Source organism: Paenibacillus sp. 1SOY10 (genome assembly GCF_056836745.1).
The window spans coordinates 868,855-891,590 of sequence record NZ_JBXENK010000002.1 but is presented as its reverse complement, the minus strand read 5'-3'; the positions used below and the strand labels follow the sequence as shown (position 1 = coordinate 891,590).

General features: G+C 53.2%; 19 protein-coding genes and 1 riboswitch. All 19 genes read right to left on the bottom strand.

The window, feature by feature from the left end; translation table 11 throughout:
- Positions 1-107: 107 nt before the first annotated feature.
- Complete coding sequence (locus tag AC1VOR_RS10045) at positions 108-3,764, bottom strand: dynamin family protein (protein ID WP_482617473.1); 3,657 nt, start codon at positions 3,762-3,764, stop codon at positions 108-110.
- Between the two features lie 228 nt (positions 3,765-3,992).
- The gene (locus tag AC1VOR_RS10040) at positions 3,993-4,268 is read right to left on the bottom strand and encodes a hypothetical protein (protein WP_059052657.1); all 276 of its coding nucleotides are present in this window, start codon (positions 4,266-4,268) and stop codon (positions 3,993-3,995) included.
- A gap of 25 nt (positions 4,269-4,293) precedes the next feature.
- Positions 4,294-4,977 carry an endonuclease III gene (nth, locus tag AC1VOR_RS10035; protein ID WP_482617472.1) on the bottom strand — a complete coding sequence of 228 codons (684 nt, stop codon included), beginning with the start codon at positions 4,975-4,977 and terminating at the stop codon, positions 4,294-4,296.
- A gap of 112 nt (positions 4,978-5,089) precedes the next feature.
- A complete protein-coding gene (locus AC1VOR_RS10030; protein WP_482617471.1) occupies positions 5,090-7,816 on the bottom strand; it encodes an S-layer homology domain-containing protein in 2,727 nt (908 codons plus the stop codon).
- 116 nt (positions 7,817-7,932) lie between these two features.
- Positions 7,933-8,514 (bottom strand): GerMN domain-containing protein, encoded by a 582-nt coding sequence (locus AC1VOR_RS10025; RefSeq protein ID WP_482617470.1) that lies wholly within the window; start codon positions 8,512-8,514, stop codon positions 7,933-7,935.
- Between the two features lie 26 nt (positions 8,515-8,540).
- Positions 8,541-9,938: an N-acetylmuramoyl-L-alanine amidase family protein gene (locus AC1VOR_RS10020; protein WP_482617469.1), complete on the bottom strand. Its 1,398-nt coding sequence runs from the start codon at positions 9,936-9,938 to the stop codon at positions 8,541-8,543.
- A gap of 246 nt (positions 9,939-10,184) precedes the next feature.
- Positions 10,185-10,796 carry a GerMN domain-containing protein gene (locus AC1VOR_RS10015; RefSeq protein WP_482617468.1) on the bottom strand — a complete coding sequence of 204 codons (612 nt, stop codon included), beginning with the start codon at positions 10,794-10,796 and terminating at the stop codon, positions 10,185-10,187.
- A gap of 35 nt (positions 10,797-10,831) precedes the next feature.
- Positions 10,832-12,337, bottom strand: coding sequence for an N-acetylmuramoyl-L-alanine amidase family protein (locus tag AC1VOR_RS10010; protein WP_482617467.1), 1,506 nt, complete (start codon positions 12,335-12,337; stop codon positions 10,832-10,834).
- Positions 12,338-12,581: 244 nt separating this feature from the next.
- Positions 12,582-13,181, bottom strand: coding sequence for a 3-isopropylmalate dehydratase small subunit (leuD, locus tag AC1VOR_RS10005; RefSeq protein WP_482617466.1), 600 nt, complete (start codon positions 13,179-13,181; stop codon positions 12,582-12,584).
- A 27-nt stretch (positions 13,182-13,208) separates the two neighbouring features.
- Positions 13,209-14,636 (bottom strand): 3-isopropylmalate dehydratase large subunit, encoded by a 1,428-nt coding sequence (gene leuC, locus AC1VOR_RS10000; protein WP_482617465.1) that lies wholly within the window; start codon positions 14,634-14,636, stop codon positions 13,209-13,211.
- Positions 14,637-14,813: 177 nt separating this feature from the next.
- The gene (locus AC1VOR_RS09995) at positions 14,814-15,746 is read right to left on the bottom strand and encodes an AEC family transporter (RefSeq protein WP_482617464.1); all 933 of its coding nucleotides are present in this window, start codon (positions 15,744-15,746) and stop codon (positions 14,814-14,816) included.
- Between the two features lie 153 nt (positions 15,747-15,899).
- Complete coding sequence (gene thiO, locus AC1VOR_RS09990; protein ID WP_482617463.1) at positions 15,900-17,027, bottom strand: glycine oxidase ThiO; 1,128 nt, start codon at positions 17,025-17,027, stop codon at positions 15,900-15,902.
- Between the two features lie 44 nt (positions 17,028-17,071).
- Positions 17,072-17,920 carry a thiazole synthase gene (locus AC1VOR_RS09985; protein ID WP_482617462.1) on the bottom strand — a complete coding sequence of 283 codons (849 nt, stop codon included), beginning with the start codon at positions 17,918-17,920 and terminating at the stop codon, positions 17,072-17,074.
- A gap of 5 nt (positions 17,921-17,925) precedes the next feature.
- Complete coding sequence (gene thiS, locus AC1VOR_RS09980; RefSeq protein ID WP_482617702.1) at positions 17,926-18,126, bottom strand: sulfur carrier protein ThiS; 201 nt, start codon at positions 18,124-18,126, stop codon at positions 17,926-17,928.
- A 5-nt stretch (positions 18,127-18,131) separates the two neighbouring features.
- Positions 18,132-18,758 carry a thiamine phosphate synthase gene (gene thiE, locus AC1VOR_RS09975; protein ID WP_482617461.1) on the bottom strand — a complete coding sequence of 209 codons (627 nt, stop codon included), beginning with the start codon at positions 18,756-18,758 and terminating at the stop codon, positions 18,132-18,134.
- Between the two features lie 35 nt (positions 18,759-18,793).
- Complete coding sequence (locus tag AC1VOR_RS09970; protein WP_482617701.1) at positions 18,794-19,816, bottom strand: ThiF family adenylyltransferase; 1,023 nt, start codon at positions 19,814-19,816, stop codon at positions 18,794-18,796.
- A 183-nt stretch (positions 19,817-19,999) separates the two neighbouring features.
- A riboswitch (TPP riboswitch) is annotated at positions 20,000-20,110 on the bottom strand.
- A gap of 69 nt (positions 20,111-20,179) precedes the next feature.
- Complete coding sequence (locus AC1VOR_RS09965) at positions 20,180-20,914, bottom strand: KDGP aldolase (protein ID WP_482617460.1); 735 nt, start codon at positions 20,912-20,914, stop codon at positions 20,180-20,182.
- Positions 20,915-20,939: 25 nt separating this feature from the next.
- Positions 20,940-22,043, bottom strand: coding sequence for a DgaE family pyridoxal phosphate-dependent ammonia lyase (locus AC1VOR_RS09960; RefSeq protein ID WP_482617459.1), 1,104 nt, complete (start codon positions 22,041-22,043; stop codon positions 20,940-20,942).
- A 23-nt stretch (positions 22,044-22,066) separates the two neighbouring features.
- Positions 22,067-22,735, bottom strand: coding sequence for a DUF4310 family protein (locus AC1VOR_RS09955; RefSeq protein ID WP_482617458.1), 669 nt, complete (start codon positions 22,733-22,735; stop codon positions 22,067-22,069).
- Position 22,736 lies beyond the last annotated feature (1 nt).

Genomic DNA, 22,736 nt, shown 5'->3' with positions numbered 1-22,736 from the left:
GTTAACAATCCTATTCTATTTTCGGGCTTTATGTCGAATATTGCAATAGGGAGTAATTAAAAAATAGGATATATATTAAAGAAAAGTTACAAAACTTTAAACGCCCTTTACAATTCCTCCGCCTCTCCGCCAAGACGAGCGGAAATCTCTTGCCAATAAACCAATTGTTGGGAGGTGGCTCGGGCTCCCTGGATGCTCTCCTCCCATTCCTGCCAAAGACCGCCGAAATAGATCGCCGTGTTCTCCAGCGCAGCGGCAATTTCACGAGCATAATGCTCCCGGAACTGAGCCTCCTGTGCGCTCACGACCTCCTTGAGCTGCTTCACTAGTGGCTCTTCCAATTTATTACGCAGGGCTGCGCGACCTCCTCCTTCAAAGAAGGTCCGGGGGTTCTTGAACATCGGCCAGTACGTCTCAACCGGGAACGAAGCGTCAGCAAGCATTCCTTCAGGAATAGGCGGTGTACTCCACTTGACGACGCCTTCCGGCGGAGACAGCGGCATATCCAGTACGGCCTCATGCTTGTTACACCAAGCCTCCGCCGCATAGTTCAGCAAGTCCTGTGCTTTGCGTTCCAGACGTAGCGAAGTCGTCAGCAATTCACGTTCAAGCTCGGCAGATACCTGATTGAGCCAGCCTCTTAGCGCTATAGCAAAGTTGCGCTTCATCGGACCATGATGCTCTTGAAGCAGAGAGGGATGGAAGAACTCGGCGAACATCTCTAGCGCCAGCAATCTAAGCCTCTGGACCACATGATAGAGTAGCTCCTCATTCTCTTGATTCCATTCCCGGCTAATATTCATCTGCCGATATTCAGACAGCGCCTGCTCGAAAATATGCCGCTTGTCTGGCAAGTCAGATAATTTCCGCCCGGCATCCTTGGCATTTTCTCCGGCAGCCGTGATCCATTGCAGCAGACGTTCTTTCATTTGCCCCAGGAGGGAGTCCGCTGAGGAGGCTGCCAGTTGTCCCAAATCATGCTCCATGAACTCGGCGAAATGGCTGCGGAACAAGGCAAAGCCTTCGTCAGCAGCAGCTAAGCCTTGCCCGGCCTGAAGCGCCCGCAAGCTGGATACGGCGTACACACTAGGCTGCTGGATGCCAGCCCCGGTTAACCCTTCCCCTACATGTTCTACCACAGCAGCCAGTTCCTCCTCCGATGCCGCCAGATCAGCCGCATTGACCAGGAAGAACATTTTATCCAGCGCGAAGCTTCCTTTAATTCGCCCGAGTTGGCTTAATAGCTGCTTGTCGGCTCGGGAGAACGCATGATTATAATAGGTCACAAATAAAATAGCATCCGAGGTTTTCATATATTGAAAAGCGACCCCTGTGTGCCGGGCATGGATGGAGTCGGCTCCCGGCGTGTCCACCAGCACGATGCCCTGGCGGGTCAGTGGCCCTTGATGATACAAGTCAATCTCGGCGACAAAGCAAGCCTTCGTCTCCTCCGCCGCATAGCTGCGGAATTCCTCCAGCTCCACTAGCTCCGTCTGGCCAAGCTTGGAAGCCGAGGTCTCCCAGCCTGCAAGTGCGGCTTGCAAAAAGCTAAAATGCGGTCTGCCTGCAGCCGGAATATCCCCGGCCTTCAAACGGCGAACGCTGTCCATCCATTGCTGCTCCTGCCATGGTCCCAAGCCCAGCGCTTGAAAGGAGAAGGCCAGATCCTCCCGCATGGCTTCAGCGCTTTTGAAGCGGATGCTTGCGGTGCGGTGGCGGTTCTCGGCGCCGGGAGCCAGCACGCGGATAATCGCCGCGGTGGTCGGATGCGGCGATACCGGTAGCACAGCTTCGCCCAGCAAGGCGTTGGCGAAGGAGGACTTCCCGGCGCTGAACGCTCCGAACAGCGCCACAGTGAAGACGCCGCTGCGCAGCTCGGCCGCGCGGCGAAGCAGCTCCCGCACCCCCGTCCCGAAGGCGGGGTGGGGAGCCAGCAGTTCGGCCGCAACCTCAAGGCGCGCGGCCGCCTGCCTTGCCCGCCCGTGCGCCTCCGCAGCCGGGCCCGGGGCGATGCCCCCGGCTGCGGCCTGCTCCGGCGGCCCTGCGGGAGCCGCCGCCAGCGCCAGCGCCGCCTGCGATGCCGCAGCAGCGGCGGCGCCCTCTTGCGTTGCCACGCCGTCCGCTTCGCGGCGCGGCAACGCAAGCTCAGCCCTCACCTCGGGCAGCAGCCCGGGGGTGAGGGGCACCCGCGCGCCAAGCTGCGCGGCAAAGCGCGCAGCGCGCTCGCGGGCAGCCGCGTCCAGCGCAGCCAGAGCGCGGGCCGCGGGCAGGCGCTCCGCCAGCTCGGCGCGGCGGGCGACCCGCGCCGCCGCGTCTGCGGCAAGACGCGGCGAAGGCACTGCCAGCAGCGCGTCCAGCATGCGCGCTGCGGCCCGCCGGTAACGCGCTCCGATCCTGGCGGATACCGCTGCCGCGTAATGCAACGTCGCTTCGCCTGACAGTGTCGCTCCGGCAGGCAGCGGATCTATAATCCACGCCGCTTCAGGCCGGGGCATCGCTTCATCAAGCTGCCCCTCCCAAGCTTCACTCCACACTTCCAACTCCTGACCAATCCGCCGCAGCTCCTGCCTAATATGCCAATCCAGCCCTGCATCGACCTGCTCAGCTAAGGCGAGCAGGAACGCCTCCTGCCGCCCCGCCTTCTCCCCTTCCGTACGGCCTCCACCGAACCAGCCCTTAGCCTTGAATCCCGGCGCCTGACTTTCCAGGTACCGCCCTGCCAGCTCACGAAGGGGCGGCGTCATTAATTGTGCCGTATCGGCGATATGGCTGATCCGGCCAAGCCCATCCTGCTTCCACGCTTCCATATCCGATACGGCAGGTTCTCCACTCTCTTCCAGGTCTCGCAGTTCGCTCTCCAACGCTTCAGCATCGAATTCTCCGCCGGTCACTTCCTCAAGACGCTGACGCTCATCCTGCCTGGTATCCCGCACTCGCTCCAAATGAGCCTGCACCGTCCGTTCCGCCGAGGCATAGACGCCATACTCAATCAATTCTGGCCCCCTAGACAATAACGCAGCAAGCGTCTCCTTGAGCCCGTCCAACATATTCCCGGGAGCTTCAGGAGCTTTTAGAGAAATATAGAAAATGCCCTGCGGCTTGATGTTCCATATATCAAAAGCTTGAACCACAGAATCCTGAAATTCAGCCCAGGATAACTCTTCCTCCCGATGCTTATCGATTTGATTAACAATCATATATATAGGCTTGCCGTAATCCATCAACGATTGGGCAAAGCTCAGATTCGTCTCGGAAGATACATGGTTATAATCCATGACATAGAAGACGACATCCGCCAAATGCAGGGCTGAATAGGTAGCAAGCGCATGGCCCGTATCATTGGAATCCACTCCGGGTGTATCCAGCAAAGCCCCCCCATACAAGGGAAGCTCAAGCTGCGCCCACAGCTCGACTCGTGTATAGGCTTGACCGTCACGGCAATAGTCCGCCACCTCTTCAAGTGGCACCTCCACACGAGGTTCACTTGAAGTCGCTGAAGTCAGCAAAGCCCGGGGAGCCCCTTGGCGAATAAGCACTACATTGGCGCTGGTTGGTAGCGGCCCCGTTGGCATCACCGTCTTGCCGCACAGGGTATTAATGAGACTCGATTTACCTGCCGAGAAATGACCGCAAAAGCCTACCATAAATTGTTGTCCTTCCAGCTTCTCTTCCAATTCCCTAAGCTCCGCTACCGCAGGATCTTCTTCTTCCACCATCTCCCGCAGCAGCCGCAGCCGCTCCTGCAAGGAAATATCCGTCACCATTCCACTTAGACCTCCGCTCTCCTTGCACCCATATGTCTTCTTCTATATAGTGCCGTTTTGAATTATCAATATTTTAACATCTTCCGCTTGCCTTGCAAACGGTTTCTCTTTTGCCCATGAATGCAAAAAAACTCCCCGCCAGATCATGTCTGACAGGGAGCTCTTACCATCCTATGGATTCTTGAACATGTTAGATCAGCGGCGATTGCCGCGAAGTCATCGGTCAGCTTAGCTTACAGCACCCGCTGCTTCCGTAGGAAGCAGAATTTCGAACACTTTGCCGTGCTGCAAAATCGTAATACCGCGACTCTTGTCCTTCATAACCACAACCTCAGGTTTAGCTGACATTCTTTCCAGATAGTGCTCGGGCACCTCGCCGGAATCGCTGACCACCAGGCCTTCTACCTCGCGCTCGTCGTTTTCGCCAAGCTGCAAATCAATCACTTGCTCAAACACATCGGAAAATTGTTCAAAGTTGTCGGTATACACAGAAATGCATCTCATCTTGGTCTCTCATCCTCTGCTATCATTATCTTTTTTGGGTCATACGTTCCTTATTTTTTCTAGGTTGTGGTGATTTCATACGTTTCTTGCCTTCACGGCATACCTCAAGTAGCGGACAGATCTCGCAGCCCGGGTGTTGTGCCTTACAGTGATATCTTCCGAAGAAAATCAGGCGGTGATGCGTCAGGGTCCACTCATCCTTAGGCACCCGCTTCATTAACTTTTTCTCCACCTCCAGGACGGAATCATTCCATCCCGCCAGACCAAGCCGCTTGCTGACACGCTCCACATGCGTATCGACTGCAATGGCGGGCACATCAAACGCATTGGATACAACTACGTTTGCGGTTTTTCGACCAACGCCCGGCAATTGAACCAACAGCTCGTGTTCTTTGGGCACTTCACCGCCGTATTGCTCCAACAAAATCCGACACAAGCTTTGAATATGCTTGGCCTTGCTACGGAACAATCCGATACTGCGAATGTCTTGCTCCAGCTCCTCCAAAGGAACCGCTACGTAATCTTCCGGCGATCTATACTTGCGGAACAAATCGGCCGTGACTTTGTTCACGGTTGCGTCGGTACACTGCGCGGACAGCAGCACGGCAATCGTAAGCTCAAAGGCATTGCTATGGTTCAGCTCGCAGCGCGCATCCGGAAACATGTCCCCGATGGTGTCCAAAATATGACGGACATCTGCCGCATTCATGTCTCCTCACCCCTTCACCGGTTCATTGATCAAATCAAGCTCCTCATTCAAGAAAAAACCGCCTTGGTCCGGGAAACATCCCGCATCAAGACGGTTGAATTCACGAAAATGATTATTGCTTTTCCACTTCAACCAACTTGTCCCCGTTGAAATACAAAACAATTTTATCACTTTCTTGTAGCGATTGCACGGATAATGTCGTGTCACCTTGGTGAATATACGTATCCGCCGTGACTACGAAACGATATTTATTGTCCGAGATGCTTGAGCGGTAGACGATAATTTCCTTGCTAATGCCGTCATAGCGTGTAAATTTGCGTTCTTGCGACTCCAGCACCTTCACAACCACTGCATTATTCGTATCCTTACGAACTTCAACACGGTCGTTAACCGTCAGTGAATTAATAGTCGTGCTGACTTCTGTTCCCCGCTGTACCTTCACACCATTAGCTAGGGAATAAGCCTCGGTTGCTCCCGCAAACGATTTGACCGTCAAGGTCGAACCATCCACCTGTTGCACCTGACCCAAAATCAGCTTAACAACCTGAACGGATGTAGCCGTTTGACCGTTAAATGTAACGTTAATGGTCTGACCCGCCTTCAGATCGCTCACACGAATCGCTCCACCATTCTCGCCTAGCAGCACAGCCTGATTTACATAGAAGTCACTGGTGGTTTTGTCCGATGTAACCCGAATACGACCATTCGAGGTATTCACCGATGTAATTTCGAATTGAATTGCCGTCTTCACCGCCAAGGTTTGCAAGGCATCCTGATTGGTGCTTAGCATAGCCACAACCGAATCACCTACCTTGATGTCCGATAAGGAAGCGCTAGCCTTACCATAAAGGCTAATCGATGGAGACGTTCCTTGGTAAGGAATTTCCACGGTCTTCCCGTCAGACAATTGAATAGTAATTCGTTTGGCGCTCGTATTGGCAGATACAAACGTGCCTTCATACTTGTAAGTGACTTCAAGGTTTACTACGCGCGAACCTACCACCGTCAAGTCGATTCTACGTCCTTTGGAAAGTACGGCTTCCAGCCCCGCTAGTGTAGGTGCCGTAGAATTATAGGAATACTTCGTCTTGGAGTCGATGACAAATACGTACGGCTTCTCTGCCGAATCGACCACCGTCAAAGCCTTGGTCTTCGGATCGTAGTTGAGAACAGTAGCGCTGGCCAGCAACTCGGATTGACGTCCTGTTACGACAATCTTGGTTACTTCATCGTCGGGGTTCAGAGTCAATTCCACTTTGTCCCCGCCACTCGCATCGGTAATCAAATCATCGAGCGTTGCATCCAGAATTCCGTTGATCTCCACCGTGACATTCTTGGCTAACCGCTTGATTTCATCGCGACCGCTAGGATTGGTATAGCTCAGCAACGTATCTCCAGACAGGTCAAGTAGTGTACCTGTAACCGTCCGCTCGGTTGCCTGGGTGATTTCCAAAAGTGTCAAGACGCTGTTAGTCACTTTAAAGTTAACCGACGCCCCTTCGCTTACTTCTCCCATTTGGCTTAATACCTGACCCTGATAGAGCAAGGTAGTGTCGCTATCATATTTGAAAGTTTCCTCAGCTCCGTTAGTCGCCTTAATGGTTACTGTCTTCCCGGTGAGATCTATCTTGGCAACCGTCCCATTGCTGGTCTTGTTCACTAATGCAGATTCCACCTGTACAATAATCGGCTTCTTCTCTGACGTGAACGTCTCACGTTGTACAATGACTGTACTTTCTGGAGTGAGGTCCTGAGCCTTGATCGCATTACCGTTCTGGTCGAGGAAGGCGGTACTGCTATCGTACGTGTACGTTACGGGAGCATTATTGACCAGCAACAACAACTGATTGCCAAGCACCCGTAATAGCGTTCCTTCCACCTTCTCAAGTTGCTGCTCCGCATCAATGACTTCTACGTAAGCCGCAGCCCCCACTTTATCGACTGCTAACACCTTGGTATATAGCTGCAAAGCGTTTTGTGTCGTACGCGTCTCCGAATCTTTCGTGAAATATGCAGTACGGCTATCAAGTGTAAAGCTCTTTACCTGGCCGTCCGTATATAACGTAAGCTTATTGCCTGTCAATTCGGTCACAATGCCTTCATAGGCATTCGCGTAACCGGCATTGTAATGATCGCCTCCACGACTGAAGAAAGTAGCGATTTGAGCTCGGGTCACCTTACCCAGTGGATCAAAACGATTGCCTTCAACCCCCTTGGTCAGGTTGAGCTGAACAGCTACATTCACATAACCGCGGGCATTAGCAGAAATGCTTGTCTGATCGGCAAAGCCTGTTGACATCGTTGCCGAAGCCTTGGCTTCCGCATCCTTGCCCAGCGCCCGAACGATGATCTTGGCGACCCACTCCCGCGAGGCTTGTTGCTCGCCCCATGATTCATTATCTTTGGTAGCCGCAATCTCTTCATTCTTATCCAGCAGATTCTTGGACAGCGCAAGCTCCAGGTAAGGCTTGAAATAATTGCCTACCTTAATCTCTTCCGGAGCCCCTGAACCGTCACCCAATTGGGAATCCAGATTCATGAAGCGTACAGCCATCGTAATGGCTTCCTGGCGGGTAACACTGTCACCAGGACGGAATTTTCCGGCATCGCCCAAAATGATTCCTTCCGCTGCCAGCTTGTATATATGCTTCTCCGCCCAAAATCCGTTCTGTACATCGCCGAACAGAGGAACCGAAGCGATATTTTGCGTAATGTTGTTCACTGTCGTTTCGTCAGCAAATGCTGCAGTACCGACACCGCCGAGGCACAAGGCCGTAACTAACATGGTTGAAACCGCTCTTTGTGTGCTGCGTTTAAAAGTACGTTGATATGATGCCATCAAATTCTCCCTTTCTACAAAAAAGATCTCTATAAGTGTGTGTTCAAAAAGTCATCTCCTTGAACACGCACTATAACCATGTTCGACGGCAGGCAAGCAAGTTCCTCCCTAATGGCTTAATTTCTTGTTAACGGATGCTCCAATTCGACATGTCCCATCAAAGTATCGACCTGCTGTCCATCAACAAGCAATTCGATAGCCTCGACCTCGCTGAACTGAAATAGCGTATTACGCAGCGCATCAAGGGCAAGCGCTTCTCCACCTGCGCCGAGCCGCGCGTCATCAGGCAACGACAAGTCAACCGTCAGCGTTCCGTCCTTTAACTCTGCCTTGTGAAATTCGGCTTTATCCCATAACGACAATAGCTGAGCGTCGCGACTATCTTGCAGTGCCTTTAACGCCTCCAAATATTTATCCGCATCCGCTTGAAACGTAATTTCACGGCTCACCTTGCTCAAATCCAACATCTGCTCGTTCGTAAAATAAACCTCAATCGAAGCAGTTTGCTGGTCTGGCTTATCCACGTTACCAGCCCCTTGAGACGGGTCCGTGACCTGTGGATCGGTTACCCCGCTTCTCTGATTCGTCCCGGCGTTTCCCGCTCCTGCCTCCGGAGAGGCCCCGGGCTTTTGGCCACAGCCGGTGCTAAGCACCAGCACTAGCGCAAGTACACCCAAGATCATTCCCTTTCTGTTCACGGCTTGCTTCCTCCTTCATCCAGCACTCAGTTGTAACCGAGATATTCTTTGATGCCATCCGCAATGCCCCGCGCAGCCTTCTCCCGGAATTCCTTGGTCGCCAGCAACGCATCATCGTCCTTGTTACTCAGATATCCGCATTCCAACAGTACGGCTGGCATGCTTGTCTCCCGCGTCACATGCAAGCTTTGCGTACGGATCTTACGGTCTGGCGATCCGGTGGCTTCCACCAAATGTTCATGCATGACTTGGGCCAGGTTCAAACTTTCCTTCCGGGTGTAATAGGTCTCAATACCGCGAGCCGTAGCCGAGCCTGCATTAGCATGGACCGAAATGAAGATGTCCGCCTTGGCGTTCTCCGCAATCTTCACCCGTTCAGGCAAGGTAGGATAGGAATCATCGTTACGGGTTAATACGACCTCCATGTCTGTCTCCTGCTCCAGCAGCTTCTGCACCATTAATACGACGGCCAGATTAAAGTCCTTCTCCCGTTTTTTGGTCACGCTAAGAGCTCCCGGGTCACTTCCTCCATGGCCAGCATCCAGTACGACCGTATTCTTGCCGTCATCGAATCCTGCACCAGGATCCACATTCAAATGCACAATGATAAGTCCATCGTCTTCATTAATGAGTTGATAGTTAACTTTGTTATTTAGATCCAGCACAACCCGGATGGTAGATGGGTTGTTGCTAAACAAGGCATACCTTACCTTGGAAACATCGGGGTAATCCGTCACTTCAATTGAACCGCTCTGATTGGCGTCCAAACCATGACCGTCCGTCAGTGTCCCGGCAAATTGCGCTTGAGGCAAATCGATAACAAGACGTTCAGGCTCCCCCATCGTAAAAATGCTGGGGTTCACATTCTTATCGACCGCAATCATCAAGCTGTTGTTGCTAAAGGTAATTCCTTGAACGGTTGCCAGTCCATTATCCGCTGGCGGGGTCTCCGTTCCCGACTGGTCTGTCCCGCTGTCCTTGTCCGGAACCGGAGTTTTCAGATAAGCGGATTTGGACGCGTTATCCCAGCTCACCTTCAGCCCCATTTGTTCCCCGACAAAACGCATAGGCACCAATGTTGTGTCCTTGGTCATCGTCGGAGCAATAGGTAACTTTACTTCATTACCGTTGACCGAAGCCAACGTCTTGTCGACGGTCAGAATAAGCGTTGTACCCGATTGCTTTATGGTTACCGTGCCCGTCTTTTTCTCCCAGTTGACTTGAAACCCTAGCTCCTCCGCGACGACACGAATTGGAATCATCACATTTCCATTCACATTTTGTACTTGTCCGCTCTTGGGTAACGCAAGCGCTTTCCCGTCCAGATAAATACTTGTACTACCCGCCGCTGCATGTCCCATTTGCGCAAACGCAAACAGCAACATCCACGCAAACATGAGCGTCGCCAATCCTTTTTTCTTCATCTGTCACCCCTACCATCCTCAATTTTTTGACTCATGACGTCGAACCAATTCCTTCCTGACTTCGACATCATCAGACGACATATTAGACGTGCTTGCCTGTAAAAAGTTGCGAAATTATGGCATTATTCGCTCAGTTTCCTCCTGACCGTCTCTTCGCACTTTCCCCTTCTTCCTAACTGGAAAATAAAAAAATGCCCCCTACATCAATACGATGAGGAAGGCATTCTATATTTGTTTCTTATAGTTTTATCTTGTCATAGGGTGTTCCAGATCGGCGTGACCCATCAGTGATTCAACCTGCTCACCATCAACAGTCAATTCAATCTGTTTCACTTCTTCAAATTGGAACATGGTTTGCTTCAATGCTTCAATCGCCAACGCCTCGCCCCCTGCTCCCAGACGGGACTCAGCGGGAAGCTGAACATCCAACAGTAATTGCCCGTCAGCTTCCGTATAGCTCACACTGCCCAGAACGACCTTCTCCCACAGAGACAACATACCGTCCTCTGCCGTTTGCAGTGCTTTAAAAGCTGACTCGTATTTGGAATGCTCGCCCGATACCTCAATCTCCCGGCTTGCCTGCTTAAGCTCCATTAATTCATTATCGGTGAAGTACACCTCAATGGTCTGCTTGCTTGGAGTGGCCTCTTCTTGCTTCGTATCTTCCGTCCCCTTGTTCTCAGGACTATTGTTCTCGGAATCATTGCTTGCCGGATCAATCTGCTGTGCGCCACCGCCTTGAACCTCGACGTTTGTCCCGCTTCCATTCCCTGCCGGGGCAGCCGTGGGCTTATTACCGCAACCCGCAGCAACTCCCAACAATACTATCAAGGCTAGTAACATTCCTATCTTTTTCATTCTGCTCCCCCCTATCATTTCGGTCTCTTCTCATATTATAACCCAAAATACTCCTTGATGCCTTCTACGATGCCCTCGGCTACCCGTTGCTGAAAGGCTTCGGTGTACATCAAGGCCTCATCATTCTTGTTGCTGAGATAGCCTGCCTCCAGCAAAACAGCCGGCATCAAGGTCTCCCGCGTCACGTGCAGACTACTGTATCTGACCTTGCGATCCGTCAGACCTGTAGCGTCCACTAAATGCCGATGCATGATGTCGGCCAGCGGAATACTTTCCTCTCGGGTATAATACGTTTCTGAACCACTTGGGTTGCTTGGCGGATCAATACTGTTCCCGTGTATGGAAACGAACACATTTGCTCCCAACTCATTGGCAATCTTCACCCGCTCCTGCAAAGACATCGTAACATCCGTGTCCCTCGTTAATACAAAATCGATATCCGGCTCCTGCTGAAGCAAGGCCTCTACCTTCAAAGCCACCGCTAGAGTGAAATCCTTCTCCGGCTTCTTCGTAAGGCTGATAGCGCCTGGCTGTGTGCCTCCATGGCCCGCATCAATGACAACCACCGGCTTGCCGTCCAGTCCGAGGCCATGCCCCGGCGTCGCGGGGTCTGCGGTCAATTCAACCGTCACAAGTCCACTTCCGTCATTATTCACGTGGTATTGCATCTTATGATTGAGGTCAACAACAATCCGTATCGTAGACGGGTCCGTGCTGAACAAGGAATAGCGCACCTTGGATACATCCGGATATTCCAGCACCGTCAATTCTCCCCGGCCAGTCTCATCCAACGGGAAATTAGTATCAAAATGCTCGGCATAAGCTGCATTCGGGATATCCACCACAAGTCGATCCGGTCCTGTCATGGCAAACACATTAGGGGTCACTTTACCGGATACTGCAAACATCAAGCGATTTTCGCTGAAGCTGATTCCTTGAATCAGTGCCAATTCGGAAAAATTGCCCCCATCGGTGCTGCCAGAGTCCGGGGAAGACGTATCGCCATCCTTTCCGCCAGGCTGCTCTACAGGTACAGTTACAGGCTGGTCCTCCTCAGGACTTGGGCTGCTCGTCCCCGGGACCACCTCACTGGATTCTCCGCTGTCAGGATGATTCAGGTAAGCCGATTTCGTCACGTTATCCCAACTGACCTCTAGCCCCATCTGCTCACTAACGAAACGAAGGGGAACCAGCGTGCGCTCATTTTTCAGTATAGGAGCCGCGTCCAGTTCAACCTTCTCGCCGTCAACAAGCCCCGTGGCTTGCCCTACAACCAGCTTGAGTTCAGTGTCGTCTTGCTTAATAGTGGCTGTGCCGCTCGTCTTCTCCCAGGCTACCTCGAAGCCGAGTCCTTCGGCCACTACACGAAGCGGAACCATAACCTTGCCACTGACCAGACCTGCCTCGGCACCGGCTGGCTGCTCCAGAGCCAGACCATCCAGATAAATATGCGTCTGCGCCGCTGCAACCGCTTCCCTTGCTGCTGTCGGAAATACGATCGAACATATCATTACAAACAAGATCAAGCTGAGCTTCTTCATCAATTAATCCCTACCCCATCCTCATAATTTGCCGGATCAATAACTCACTGACGGACGAATACATCACATACACTTACCATTAAAGCTTCATCAAAAAGCGCCAATAATCCCAGAACGTTGCTAATTACTTCCATAGTACCAGAAAAAACACCCGTCTGATAGACTTATATTTTCATAGAATGACAAAAAAAGCCCCCGGCCCATAACAGCCGGGAGCAAGTCTAAGTCGAATTAAAAATGTTGCTTATGCAAGGCGGGCAGATCTCTTACTCTCATAAGCCGAGATCAAGTCCTCATGTTGCAGCGTCAATCCGATATCATCCAGACCTTGCAGCAAGAACTGCCGACGGTGCTCATCCAGATCGAAGCTAAGGTTCAGACCATGCTCATCTGTAATTGTCTTCTGTTCCAAATCAACCGTCAGCTTATATCCCTCATGCTTGGCTGTCCGTTGGAACAAATCTTCTACCTGCTCCTCCGACAACTTGATAGGCAAGATGCCGTTCTTGAAGCAGTTATTGTAGAAAATGTCAGCGAAAGACGGCGCAATCACGCAGCGAAAACCATAGTCCAGAATTGCCCAGGGGGCATGTTCCCGTGATGAGCCGCATCCGAAGTTCACCCGTGAAACCAGGACGGAGGCTCCTTCGTAGCGCGATTTGTTCAATTCAAATTCAGGATTGACATTGCCTTCCGTATCAAAGCGCCACTCGTAGAATAAAAATTGTCCAAACCCGGTACGCTCAATGCGCTTCAAAAATTGTTTAGGTATAATTGCATCGGTATCTACGTTCACGCGGTCCACCGGACCGACAATCCCCGTATGCTTTACAAATGCTTCCATGGATTGTTCTCCCCTTCTTCGCCTAGATTAGCTTACGACTTCGTTTCTGACATCCCACTCGCGGACATCCACGAAACGGCCCTTGATTGCTGCCGCTGCCGCCATTGCGGGAGAGACCAAATGGGTTCTTCCGCCACGTCCTTGACGACCTTCAAAGTTCCGATTGGAGGTCGAAGCACAGCGTTGTCCCGGCTCAAGAACGTCAGGGTTCATAGCCAGACACATACTGCATCCTGCTTCCCGCCATTCGAAGCCCGCTTCCGTAAACACCTTATCCAGGCCTTCCTTCTCGGCTTGCAGCTTAACGCGTCCCGAGCCTGGAACGACAATCGCCGTTACTTTGCTGGATACCTTGTGGCCCTTGGCCACCTCGGCGGCTGCACGTAAGTCCTCAATCCGTCCGTTAGTGCAAGAACCGATAAATACATAATCGATTTCAATTTCTGTGATGGACGTCCCGGGGGTCAATCCCATATATTCCAAGGCTTTCTCAGCAGCCTTACGCTCGTTCTCACTCTCAAAGTCAGCCGGATTCGGTACCTTGGCGTCAATGCCCGTACCCATACCAGGGCTGGTTCCCCAAGTAACCTGCGGAATCAATGAATCCACATCGAATTCCACAACCCAGTCATAAACAGCACCTTCATCGGATACAAGGCTCTTCCACTCAGCTACGGCCTGCTCGAAAGCATCTCCCTGAGGCACATGCTGGCGACCACGCAAATACTCAAACGTCGTATCATCAGGGGCTATTAAGCCCGCTCTAGCTCCGCCTTCAATAGACATGTTGCATACTGTCATCCGCTCTTCCATGGACAATTCCTGAATAGCCTCGCCCGTGTACTCAATAACATAACCGGTGGCGAAGTCGGTGCCGTACTTGGCAATGACGCCCAAGATCATATCTTTGGCCGTAACACCCGGCTTGCGCTTGCCGACAAAACGCACTTCCAGCGTCTTCGCCTTGGCCTGCTGCAAGCATTGGGTAGCCAGCACGTGCTCAACCTCACTCGTACCGATTCCGAAAGCCAGGGCGCCAAATGCGCCATGCGTCGAAGTGTGGCTGTCTCCGCAGACGATGGTTTTGCCCGGATGAGTCAAGCCCAGCTCCGGTCCCATTACGTGAACCACACCTTGATCAATCGTATCAAGATCGTACAGCGTCACACCGAACTCATTACAGTTCTTGGAGAGCGTGTCGATCTGTTGCTTGGAGATCGGATCAGTGATGTTGTAACGGTCTTTGGTCGGAACGTTGTGGTCCATCGTCGCGAACGTCAATTCCGGACGGCGAACCTTACGACCACTCAGACGCAGGCCTTCGAAGGCTTGCGGCGAAGTCACCTCATGTACCAGATGCAAATCGATGTACAGAATGCTCGGCTTGCCTTCTTCCTGAAAAATAACGTGATTGTCCCAAATTTTCTCATACATTGTTCTTTTGTTATTGCTCATTTCATTCACCCCACACAAGGATTCGAACTATTTCTCAAAGCGCAAATCAGGACTTCTAACCCAGCCCATTCGGCCTTGAATACTGAGATCAATATAACATGACAGTGTTAATTGCTCCAAGATATAATTTCTATAATAGTAATAGGAAATACCTATAAGTAAGAGGATGTTCAAAATCTATGGGACTGGATTCACCAGGGCCAGCAGCACCGGCAGGGCAACAAACGAAGCCAGCGTCGTCCAGACGATACAGCGGGAGACCAGACCCGGGGAGGCATCGAAGCGTTCGGCAAGCACGACAGCATTCACCGCCACAGGCATAGAAGCCAGGATCAGCAGGACGGAGAACAAGGTGCCCGTGATTCCGAGCAGCAGCAGCCCCCCGCAAGCAGCAAGCGGTGCAATTACCATTCTCATAATGATTCCCATCCAGAAGGCTGGTGGCTTAATCTCCTTGACTTCCGGACGACCCACCTTGATCATTTGCGCCCCAAGTACAGCCAGGACGACCGGTGAATAGGCTGCCGCTACCATAGATATGCCTTGCTCCAGCTCTGTGGGGAGATGTAGATCGCTGATCTTCAGCAGGGAAGCCCCTATCGCAGCATATATCGCCGGGAGAGTAAAGACAGACCGAACCGCATTTCTTACAGAGAACCGGGAGCGGGCCGCAAAATATACCCCTACCGTGTTCACGATAATCATCTGCGTCACCACGTAAACCGTCGCCTTATCAAGGCCCAATTGGCCAAAAGCGAGCAGGATGAGCGGGAGTCCATAATTGGCGCTATTGGTTAGCGTCGAGATCAGAGTCAATCCAGCAGTCTCCGGCTGTCCCAGCCTTCCAATGGCAGCAAATAGTTTGGCAATTGCCCACATAATTAGTAGATTTACAAATGCAAAGGTAATGGTAGCGTACATTTCATCCAAGGAGATACGGGCATTTCTCAAAGTATCAAAAATGATGGCCGGACTAAGCACGTACAAATACAAGGTTAGGAGCGGCTTGGTATCCCACTGGAGGAAACGCGCCAGCAGCGCCCCCGCTATCACTGGAATTGATAGCGGCACAATGACTTGAAATAGGGTAGATATAACGGTTTGCAGCATAGCCTGCTCTTCCTCCACTCGCTTTAATGTCTATCTAATTGCTTTCCATATTGTAACGTCCCTGGGCTCCTGTCGTCCAAGATTAGAAAGCAATATCATTAATAGACATAGCCTATACAATACTCTCAACACGGGCGCGTACGAAGACGCGACTCAGCGTGCCATAGCGCCGAACCGGTCTGGCCGGAACGCCTGCTGCCACCCCGGCAAGGCGCGACCTTCCGCGCAGTCGGCAGCCAGCTTGGCGGTGATCGGGCTGAGCAGTATGCCGTTGCGGTAATGGCCCGCTGCGAAGAGCACACGCTTTGCCCGTCCCAGCCGGCCGATCAGAGGGCGACCGTCAAGCGTTGCCGGACGCAAGCCAGCCCAGCGGTGGAACGGTTCCTTGCCGCCCAGTTCCGGCAGTATGTTCTTGTTCCACCGTAGCAGTCGCTGAATACCTCGCTCCGTGACGCTAGTATCGAAGCCTGCGACATCCTCAGAGGCGCCGCAGACCAAGGTCCCGTTCGCTTTCTGTACCAGATACCCCTGGCTGCCGAATACCATATGTCGCAGCGGCGTTTGTTCTTTAGCCCATGCATAGGCGCAAATCTGTCCACGGATGGGCTGCACGGGAATTCGCAGACCAAGCCGGTCGGACAATTCTCCCGCCCAGGCACCGGTGCAGACCAGAACCTGCTCCGCCGCAAACACCTCGCCGCCACGCGAACGTACTTCGACCCGAGGCTCCCAGGCCGCCAATTCCAGCGCACCAAGCTCATCGTGAATGATCACCCCGCTACGCAAGCAGGCTTCTTTCAGCGCCGCTACAAAGTCCGGCGCGTAAATATGGCTCTCCTCCGGCGTCCACAGGGCCGCCTTCACCTCGCTTGACAGCCCCGGCTCCATGCTTCGCAGCTCCGCCCCGCGCAGGATTGCGCCGCTAGACCCATGCTGACGCTGCCAGTGAAGCCGGCTCTCCAGCGCCAGTAAATCTGCCTCGTGGTATGCAGCGTAGAGACTCCCACATTCCGTATACTCGAACTCCATGCCCGACATCTCTCGCACTACGCGCTGCCAGGCCGGATATAGTTCCAGACTTTCACGGCATAGCATAAAGAACTCGTCTGGCGCTTCCGGATTCTCAGAATACGGTGCCAGCATACCCGCCGCTGCACCGGAGGCCTGTCCGCCACAGACACCAGTCTCAAGCAGCGTAACAACCGCCCCCCGCCGACGCAGCTCAAGAGCGCATGACAGCCCGATAATACCACCACCCATTACAATCAATGAGTTGGTCATTCCCGTCCCCCTTCCCGGATACGCAATATTACGATTGACCCTGCTCATTTCACAATGAGTTCATCCAGACCACTGCTGGCTGATGCATAGCGCTTCCTGGGGGCCCGGCCCGACAAATACGCGAGCCGGCCGCTCTCAATGGCCAGCCTCATAGCAAGCGCCATATTAACGGGGTCTTTCGCTTTGGCGACAGGGGTATTCATGAGCACAGCGGCTGCGCCCAGTTCCATGGCCAACGCCGCTTCACTTGCCGTGCCAAGTCCTGCATCCACGATCACCGGAACGTTCGCTTCTTCGGCGATCAAGCCGATATTGTATGGGTTGAGGATGCCCAGACCCGTGCCAATCGGTGCACCGCCCGGCATAATTGCAGCCGCGCCCTCCGCTTCCAGCTTGCGGCAAATTACAGGATCATCAGATATATATGGCAGTACGGTAAATCCTTCTTTAACCAGTATCTCTGTAGCCCGAAGCGTCTCGATCGGATCGGGCAGCAAGGTGCGCTCGTCGGCGCTGATCTCCACCTTAATCCAGTCGCTCAGACCCGACGCCCGCGCAAGCCGTGCGATACGCACCGCTTCTTCCGCCGTTCGTGAACCTGAGGTATTGGGCAGGAATTGAAAAGCACGCCATTCAATATGCTGAAGAATAGAATCGTCTTCGGTCGATTCCAGATCAACCCGCCGGATGGCAAATGTCAGCACCTCCGCGCCAGATACACGAATGGCTTCAGTCTGAACGAAAGGATTGGGGAACAATCCGGTGCCAAGAAAAAAACGCGACCTCATTTCCCGATTCCCAATGCGCCAGATGTCTCCTCCGCTTGTATCAACACCTGCCAACTCCTGATCACTCCCCGCTTCTCGTCCCGCCTGCTCGCTCTTTCCAATCATACTCATCATCCTCCTCCCACAAAATGAACCAACTCGATGTTCATCCCCGGCTCGGTTGCCGTATCCGCCCATTGCTCCGGCGTTAATACCTCGCCGTTCACCTCCGCCACCACCGGGCGCCCTTCGAGTCCGAGCAATCTGACAACGTCCTCGATCGTGGACGCATTAAGCTCGCGCTTACTGCCGTTGATGATCAGCTCTTTCATCTGCGTCACCCTTTCCCTTGCTCCAATTTTTGAATAAAGCTTCGACACACGCCCGCTATATCGTCGCTGCCAACGATCTCGCTTATGGCGCATACCCGCGTCGCCCCCGCTTGAATGACCTCTTCCACATTACCAAGCTTGATACCGCCAATCGCCACGAATGGAATTGCGATTTGCTGCGACACGGCGCGAATATAGTCCAACCCCACCGGATCCACCACATCCGCTTTGGTCTGCGTCGCATAGATCGGGCCCACCCCGATATAATCCGCTCCCTGCTCTTGTGCCAATAGCGCCTCTTCCATCGCGTGGGTCGAGATGCCAATAATCCGGTTCCCTACCTTGCGTCGTGCTTCGTCAAGTGACAGATCGCCTTGCCCCAGATGTACGCCATCCGCATCAACTTCGAGCGCGAGTTCAACGTCATCGTTTACGATAAATGGCACGTCGTACCGTCTCGTCAGTTCTCTGAGTGCTTGGGCTTTGCGCAGCCGTTCTGTCCGCGCTCCCGTTTTATCGCGGAACTGAACAATATCCGCGCCTCCCATGATTGCCTGCTCCATGACCTGGACCAGATCACGCCCCGGATGAAAGTTCTCTCCGGTAATCACATATAGCCGAAAGTCCCTCATACTTCTCCCGCCCCTTCTTTGTTTTTCTGTACTGCTCATCCTCCAATATACCGCGCATAAATCGTCCGGGCCCGGGCCAGATCAGCCGTTCCTTGCACCAGCACACGCCCATCAGCGAACAGCACAATTCGCTCGCCTTCCGGCAAGAAGCCGCGTAACAAGTATGGATTGGTCTTAAGGTCTGGCATCACCTTTTCCAGCTTCTGTGCCCAGACCTGCAGATCAAACGGCGCGTGTCCAGCAATCTGGACGGAATCACGCCCGCAAAGAGAAATTGCCGTTTCCTCTTCGCGTTCCAGCGCCGGATATTTGTTCAATCTACAGCAAGGACAATGGTCCCGCGGCTGGCCCAGCTTCAGCACATGATGATGGTTATTCCATACGTCGAAGGAGATCAGGCCGTCCCGTCTCGCCTTGTCGTCTCCAATAAGGAATTTCAGTGCCTCTGCCGACTGATACGAAGCGACCAAATCGACAACAGGGGAGATGACGCCCACTGTATCACAGGTTTCACCGCCGGAATCAGCAGACGGAATCAGGCAGCGCAGACACGGGGTCAGATTCGGTATAAAGATGGCGCTCATGCCGCGAGAACCAACCGCCCCACCGTAAACGAACGGGATGCCTTCATGATAGCAGGCGTCATTTAATAGAAACCGGGTTTGAAAATTGTCCGTCCCGTCCAGCACCAAGTCAACGTTCTCAATGAACTCCAGTACATTCGCTGGTGTGATATCGGCCAACATCGCTTCAATGGATACCGATGAATTAATACGCCTTAGCTTACGCTCGGCCGCGACGACTTTGGGAAGTGCCAAATCGGCGTCTTCTTCGTCATACAGCATCTGCCGCTGCAAGTTGCTGCGCTCCACATAATCACGATCGACGATACGTACCTTTCCCACGCCCGCTCGGACCATATGATTCGCCAGCACCGTTCCGAGAGCGCCCATGCCGATGATGGATACAGAGCGTTCCTCAAGCTTACGCTGTCCTTGCGTCCCAATCGGTGCGAACAATATCTGCCGCGAATAACGTTCGTCCGGAGCACCCGACATAGGCGCATTGCTCCCCTCACTGGCCGCCACTGCCTGCACTTCGTTCACAGTCCGTTCAGCTTTCACTTTCATTCACGCCTCCTTGCTTCAGGCGATGCTGGCCAAGCTTCGCAGTCTAATTGTCTCGTTCTGCACCTCGTTAACGATACAAAAAAAGCCATTCGAGAATATACGAATGGCTTAAACAATTCGAATGAGGTTCTCTACGCCAGCATTACCTGGATCAGATTAACGGTCCGAAGACACAAGGCCTTCATCTCAGCCGGACTTCATCCAGCACCCGCATTCTTATTTGGTTTGAATTCAGCATAACGAATCGCTTAGAAAATCGCAACCGCAAAGCTCGTTAAAATTTAGAAACGGTTATCTTCCCCAGGAAGGAAGAGCTTCGATCAATTCCTCAATATCCGCAATCCGGGTAAGTCCCGTCTCCGGGTGGATAATCGACGTATAAATATGCGGCACGATGGTCTGTGCCCCGTGCTCCGCACAGACTTCAACCACTTGGCCGATGGAGTGGGCATCGATCCCTCCGGTCGGCTCGAGCATGACGATGCCTTGACGCACCGCTGCCTTGACCATATCCGACACCTCGTCCAGTCGCTCAGTCCCTTCTATCGGGTACAGCTTGACCGAATGTACACCAAGCTCTGCCAGCATCGCTGCCGCTGCGTCACAGGATAACTGTTCGCGATAAGCACTGCTTCGTGGACCGGTCGTCACCCATACCCGTCCTGGTGTCCCGCTCGGTGTGACCAAGGCATTAACCAAGGTGTGTGGGCTACCTGCCACCCGGAGCCCACCCAGCGTATATCCGGCTGCCGGGAATACCTGGTTCACATGCTCTGGCCGAGTCTGCACCGCTACATCGACAACTCGACTCCACATGGCGGGATCTCCACCGCCCAGACCCACGGAGACGGGAATATTAGCTCGTTGCAGTTCGAGTATTCGGGCCACAGCTTCCTCATTGGTAGCGAAATGCTTAACCATAACGCCGATGTAAATTCGGCCCCCAGCCGCCGCCGAGATAGCGGCGGCATTGGCAACATCCTTGGCTAATACATTTAATTTGACAACAGGATTTTGAGTTGGCATCTCACTTCTGCTCCTCTGACTTACTTTATTGTCCTTGCACAATTTGCTTGATACGGGCCGCAATCATCCGCTCTTGCCCTGGCAGGAGTGGTCTCGGATCGATATACAACACACCGATAGCAGCTTTGTGACTGCGCGTGTAGATCGCCGGATTACCAGACTCTAGCAGTTCAGCCAGCCGCCGGGCGCCGAAGCCCAGCACTTCCTCATCCAGTTCCAGCTTCGCCCGGAAGATGGCTCTGCCTGCTTCATCCTGTACGATGCTACCCCGAATGCCGGAGATGTCCCGCAAGTCTTCGACCAACCCGACCATGCGCTTCTTCTGATGCTCGGAGTCGTCCGTCCGACTTGCATAGCGCTCTAAAGCCGCAAGAAGGCCAGCAATGCCTTCCTTGCCAATCTTCATCGGTCGGCCGATGCCCGTGTACTGCGCTCGGCAGGCCCGCATGTATTCCGAGCGCCCGCAGATCATGCCGGAAGTCGGTCCCTCCAGCGCCTTGGCTCCGCTGTAGATAACGATATCCGCTCCACCCGCAATATAGCTTCGTAGATCCTCTTCCGCAGCAGCGTCCACAATTACGGGCAACCCATTCTCACGCGCGGCCGTGATCATCGTTTCCAAGCTTTGCATACCCGTCTGTGTGGTGCGGTGAGACTTCACGAAGAACAGTGCCGCTGTTTTTTCGTTAATAGCTTCGCGGATATGCCGCTCCTCTGTAAAATCGACATGGCCGACTTCCACCGTTCGTCCTCCGCCCAACGCAATCATCTGTTTAATGAAGGCGCCAAAGGGCTCGGAATGTCCCTTCTGAACCACAATTTCGTTACGAATTCCATCCGAATCGGGCATGCGTTCAATTAGCGACGGATCATTGCCTGCAATCACCGCAGCTACCGCGATCGCCATTCCCGCCGAAGCTCCTGAGGTGGGGCAGCCATCCTCAGCTCCGGTCGCTTCCGCAATGACAGCACCTGCCGCCTCCATAAAGTCGGAGATATCCACATAATCCATCGCCGCCTCGCGGACCGTTGCAGCGACTTCTGAAGCCACCGCACTTCCTCCGAGAGCACTCATTTTGCCGCTTGCATTAATTACCGGCTTACAGCCGTACTGCGCGAATATATTCATTGCACCATCCCGTTTCTGATCTATTACGGTGCGATGGGGAAGAAAATCCCCATAATCATGGCGCCAATAATTGCTCCACCCGCAATAGGTTTTTTGTAATAATAGAAGACAGCGGACATCAGCGTGGCACCAATTCCAACAGGAATGGAAGCCATAATAGCAGAGATAATGAGCAGAGGACCGAGATACCGTCCGGCCGCATTGCCCGCGCCCATCACAACATCGGCGCCGTAAGTCGATTGAGCCGATTTAATCGTGAATTTGCGAATTGTAATGATCAGCAGACCTATCAAGAATCCAATTAGTGCTCCAGTCGCCAGGGACAAGGGAAAGTTCTCCAGCGGGGCCGTCAGACCAGCGCCCAGCAAAATCGCCGGAATGCCGATGCCAACACCGGTCTGAATCGATCCACCCACGTCAAGGATTCCGACCAGCGGACCTTCCAGCACCCGGGCGAACAGGAAGCTCGCCCCAAATGCTGCCGCTGCGCCAAAGCTGCCACCTTCAATCCCGGCCTTCAGCAGTGATACGATCGCAATATCGTTGAATGCGCCCACGCCATAGATATAATACAAATGCGTACCAGCAAATGTTCCCGACGCTACACAGGCGACGAACAGAGTAAAAGCCCACTCGGAAAACCAAAAACCCTGCTTGGCCGTGTCATTTGTCTGAATATCCGTATTTCCCACG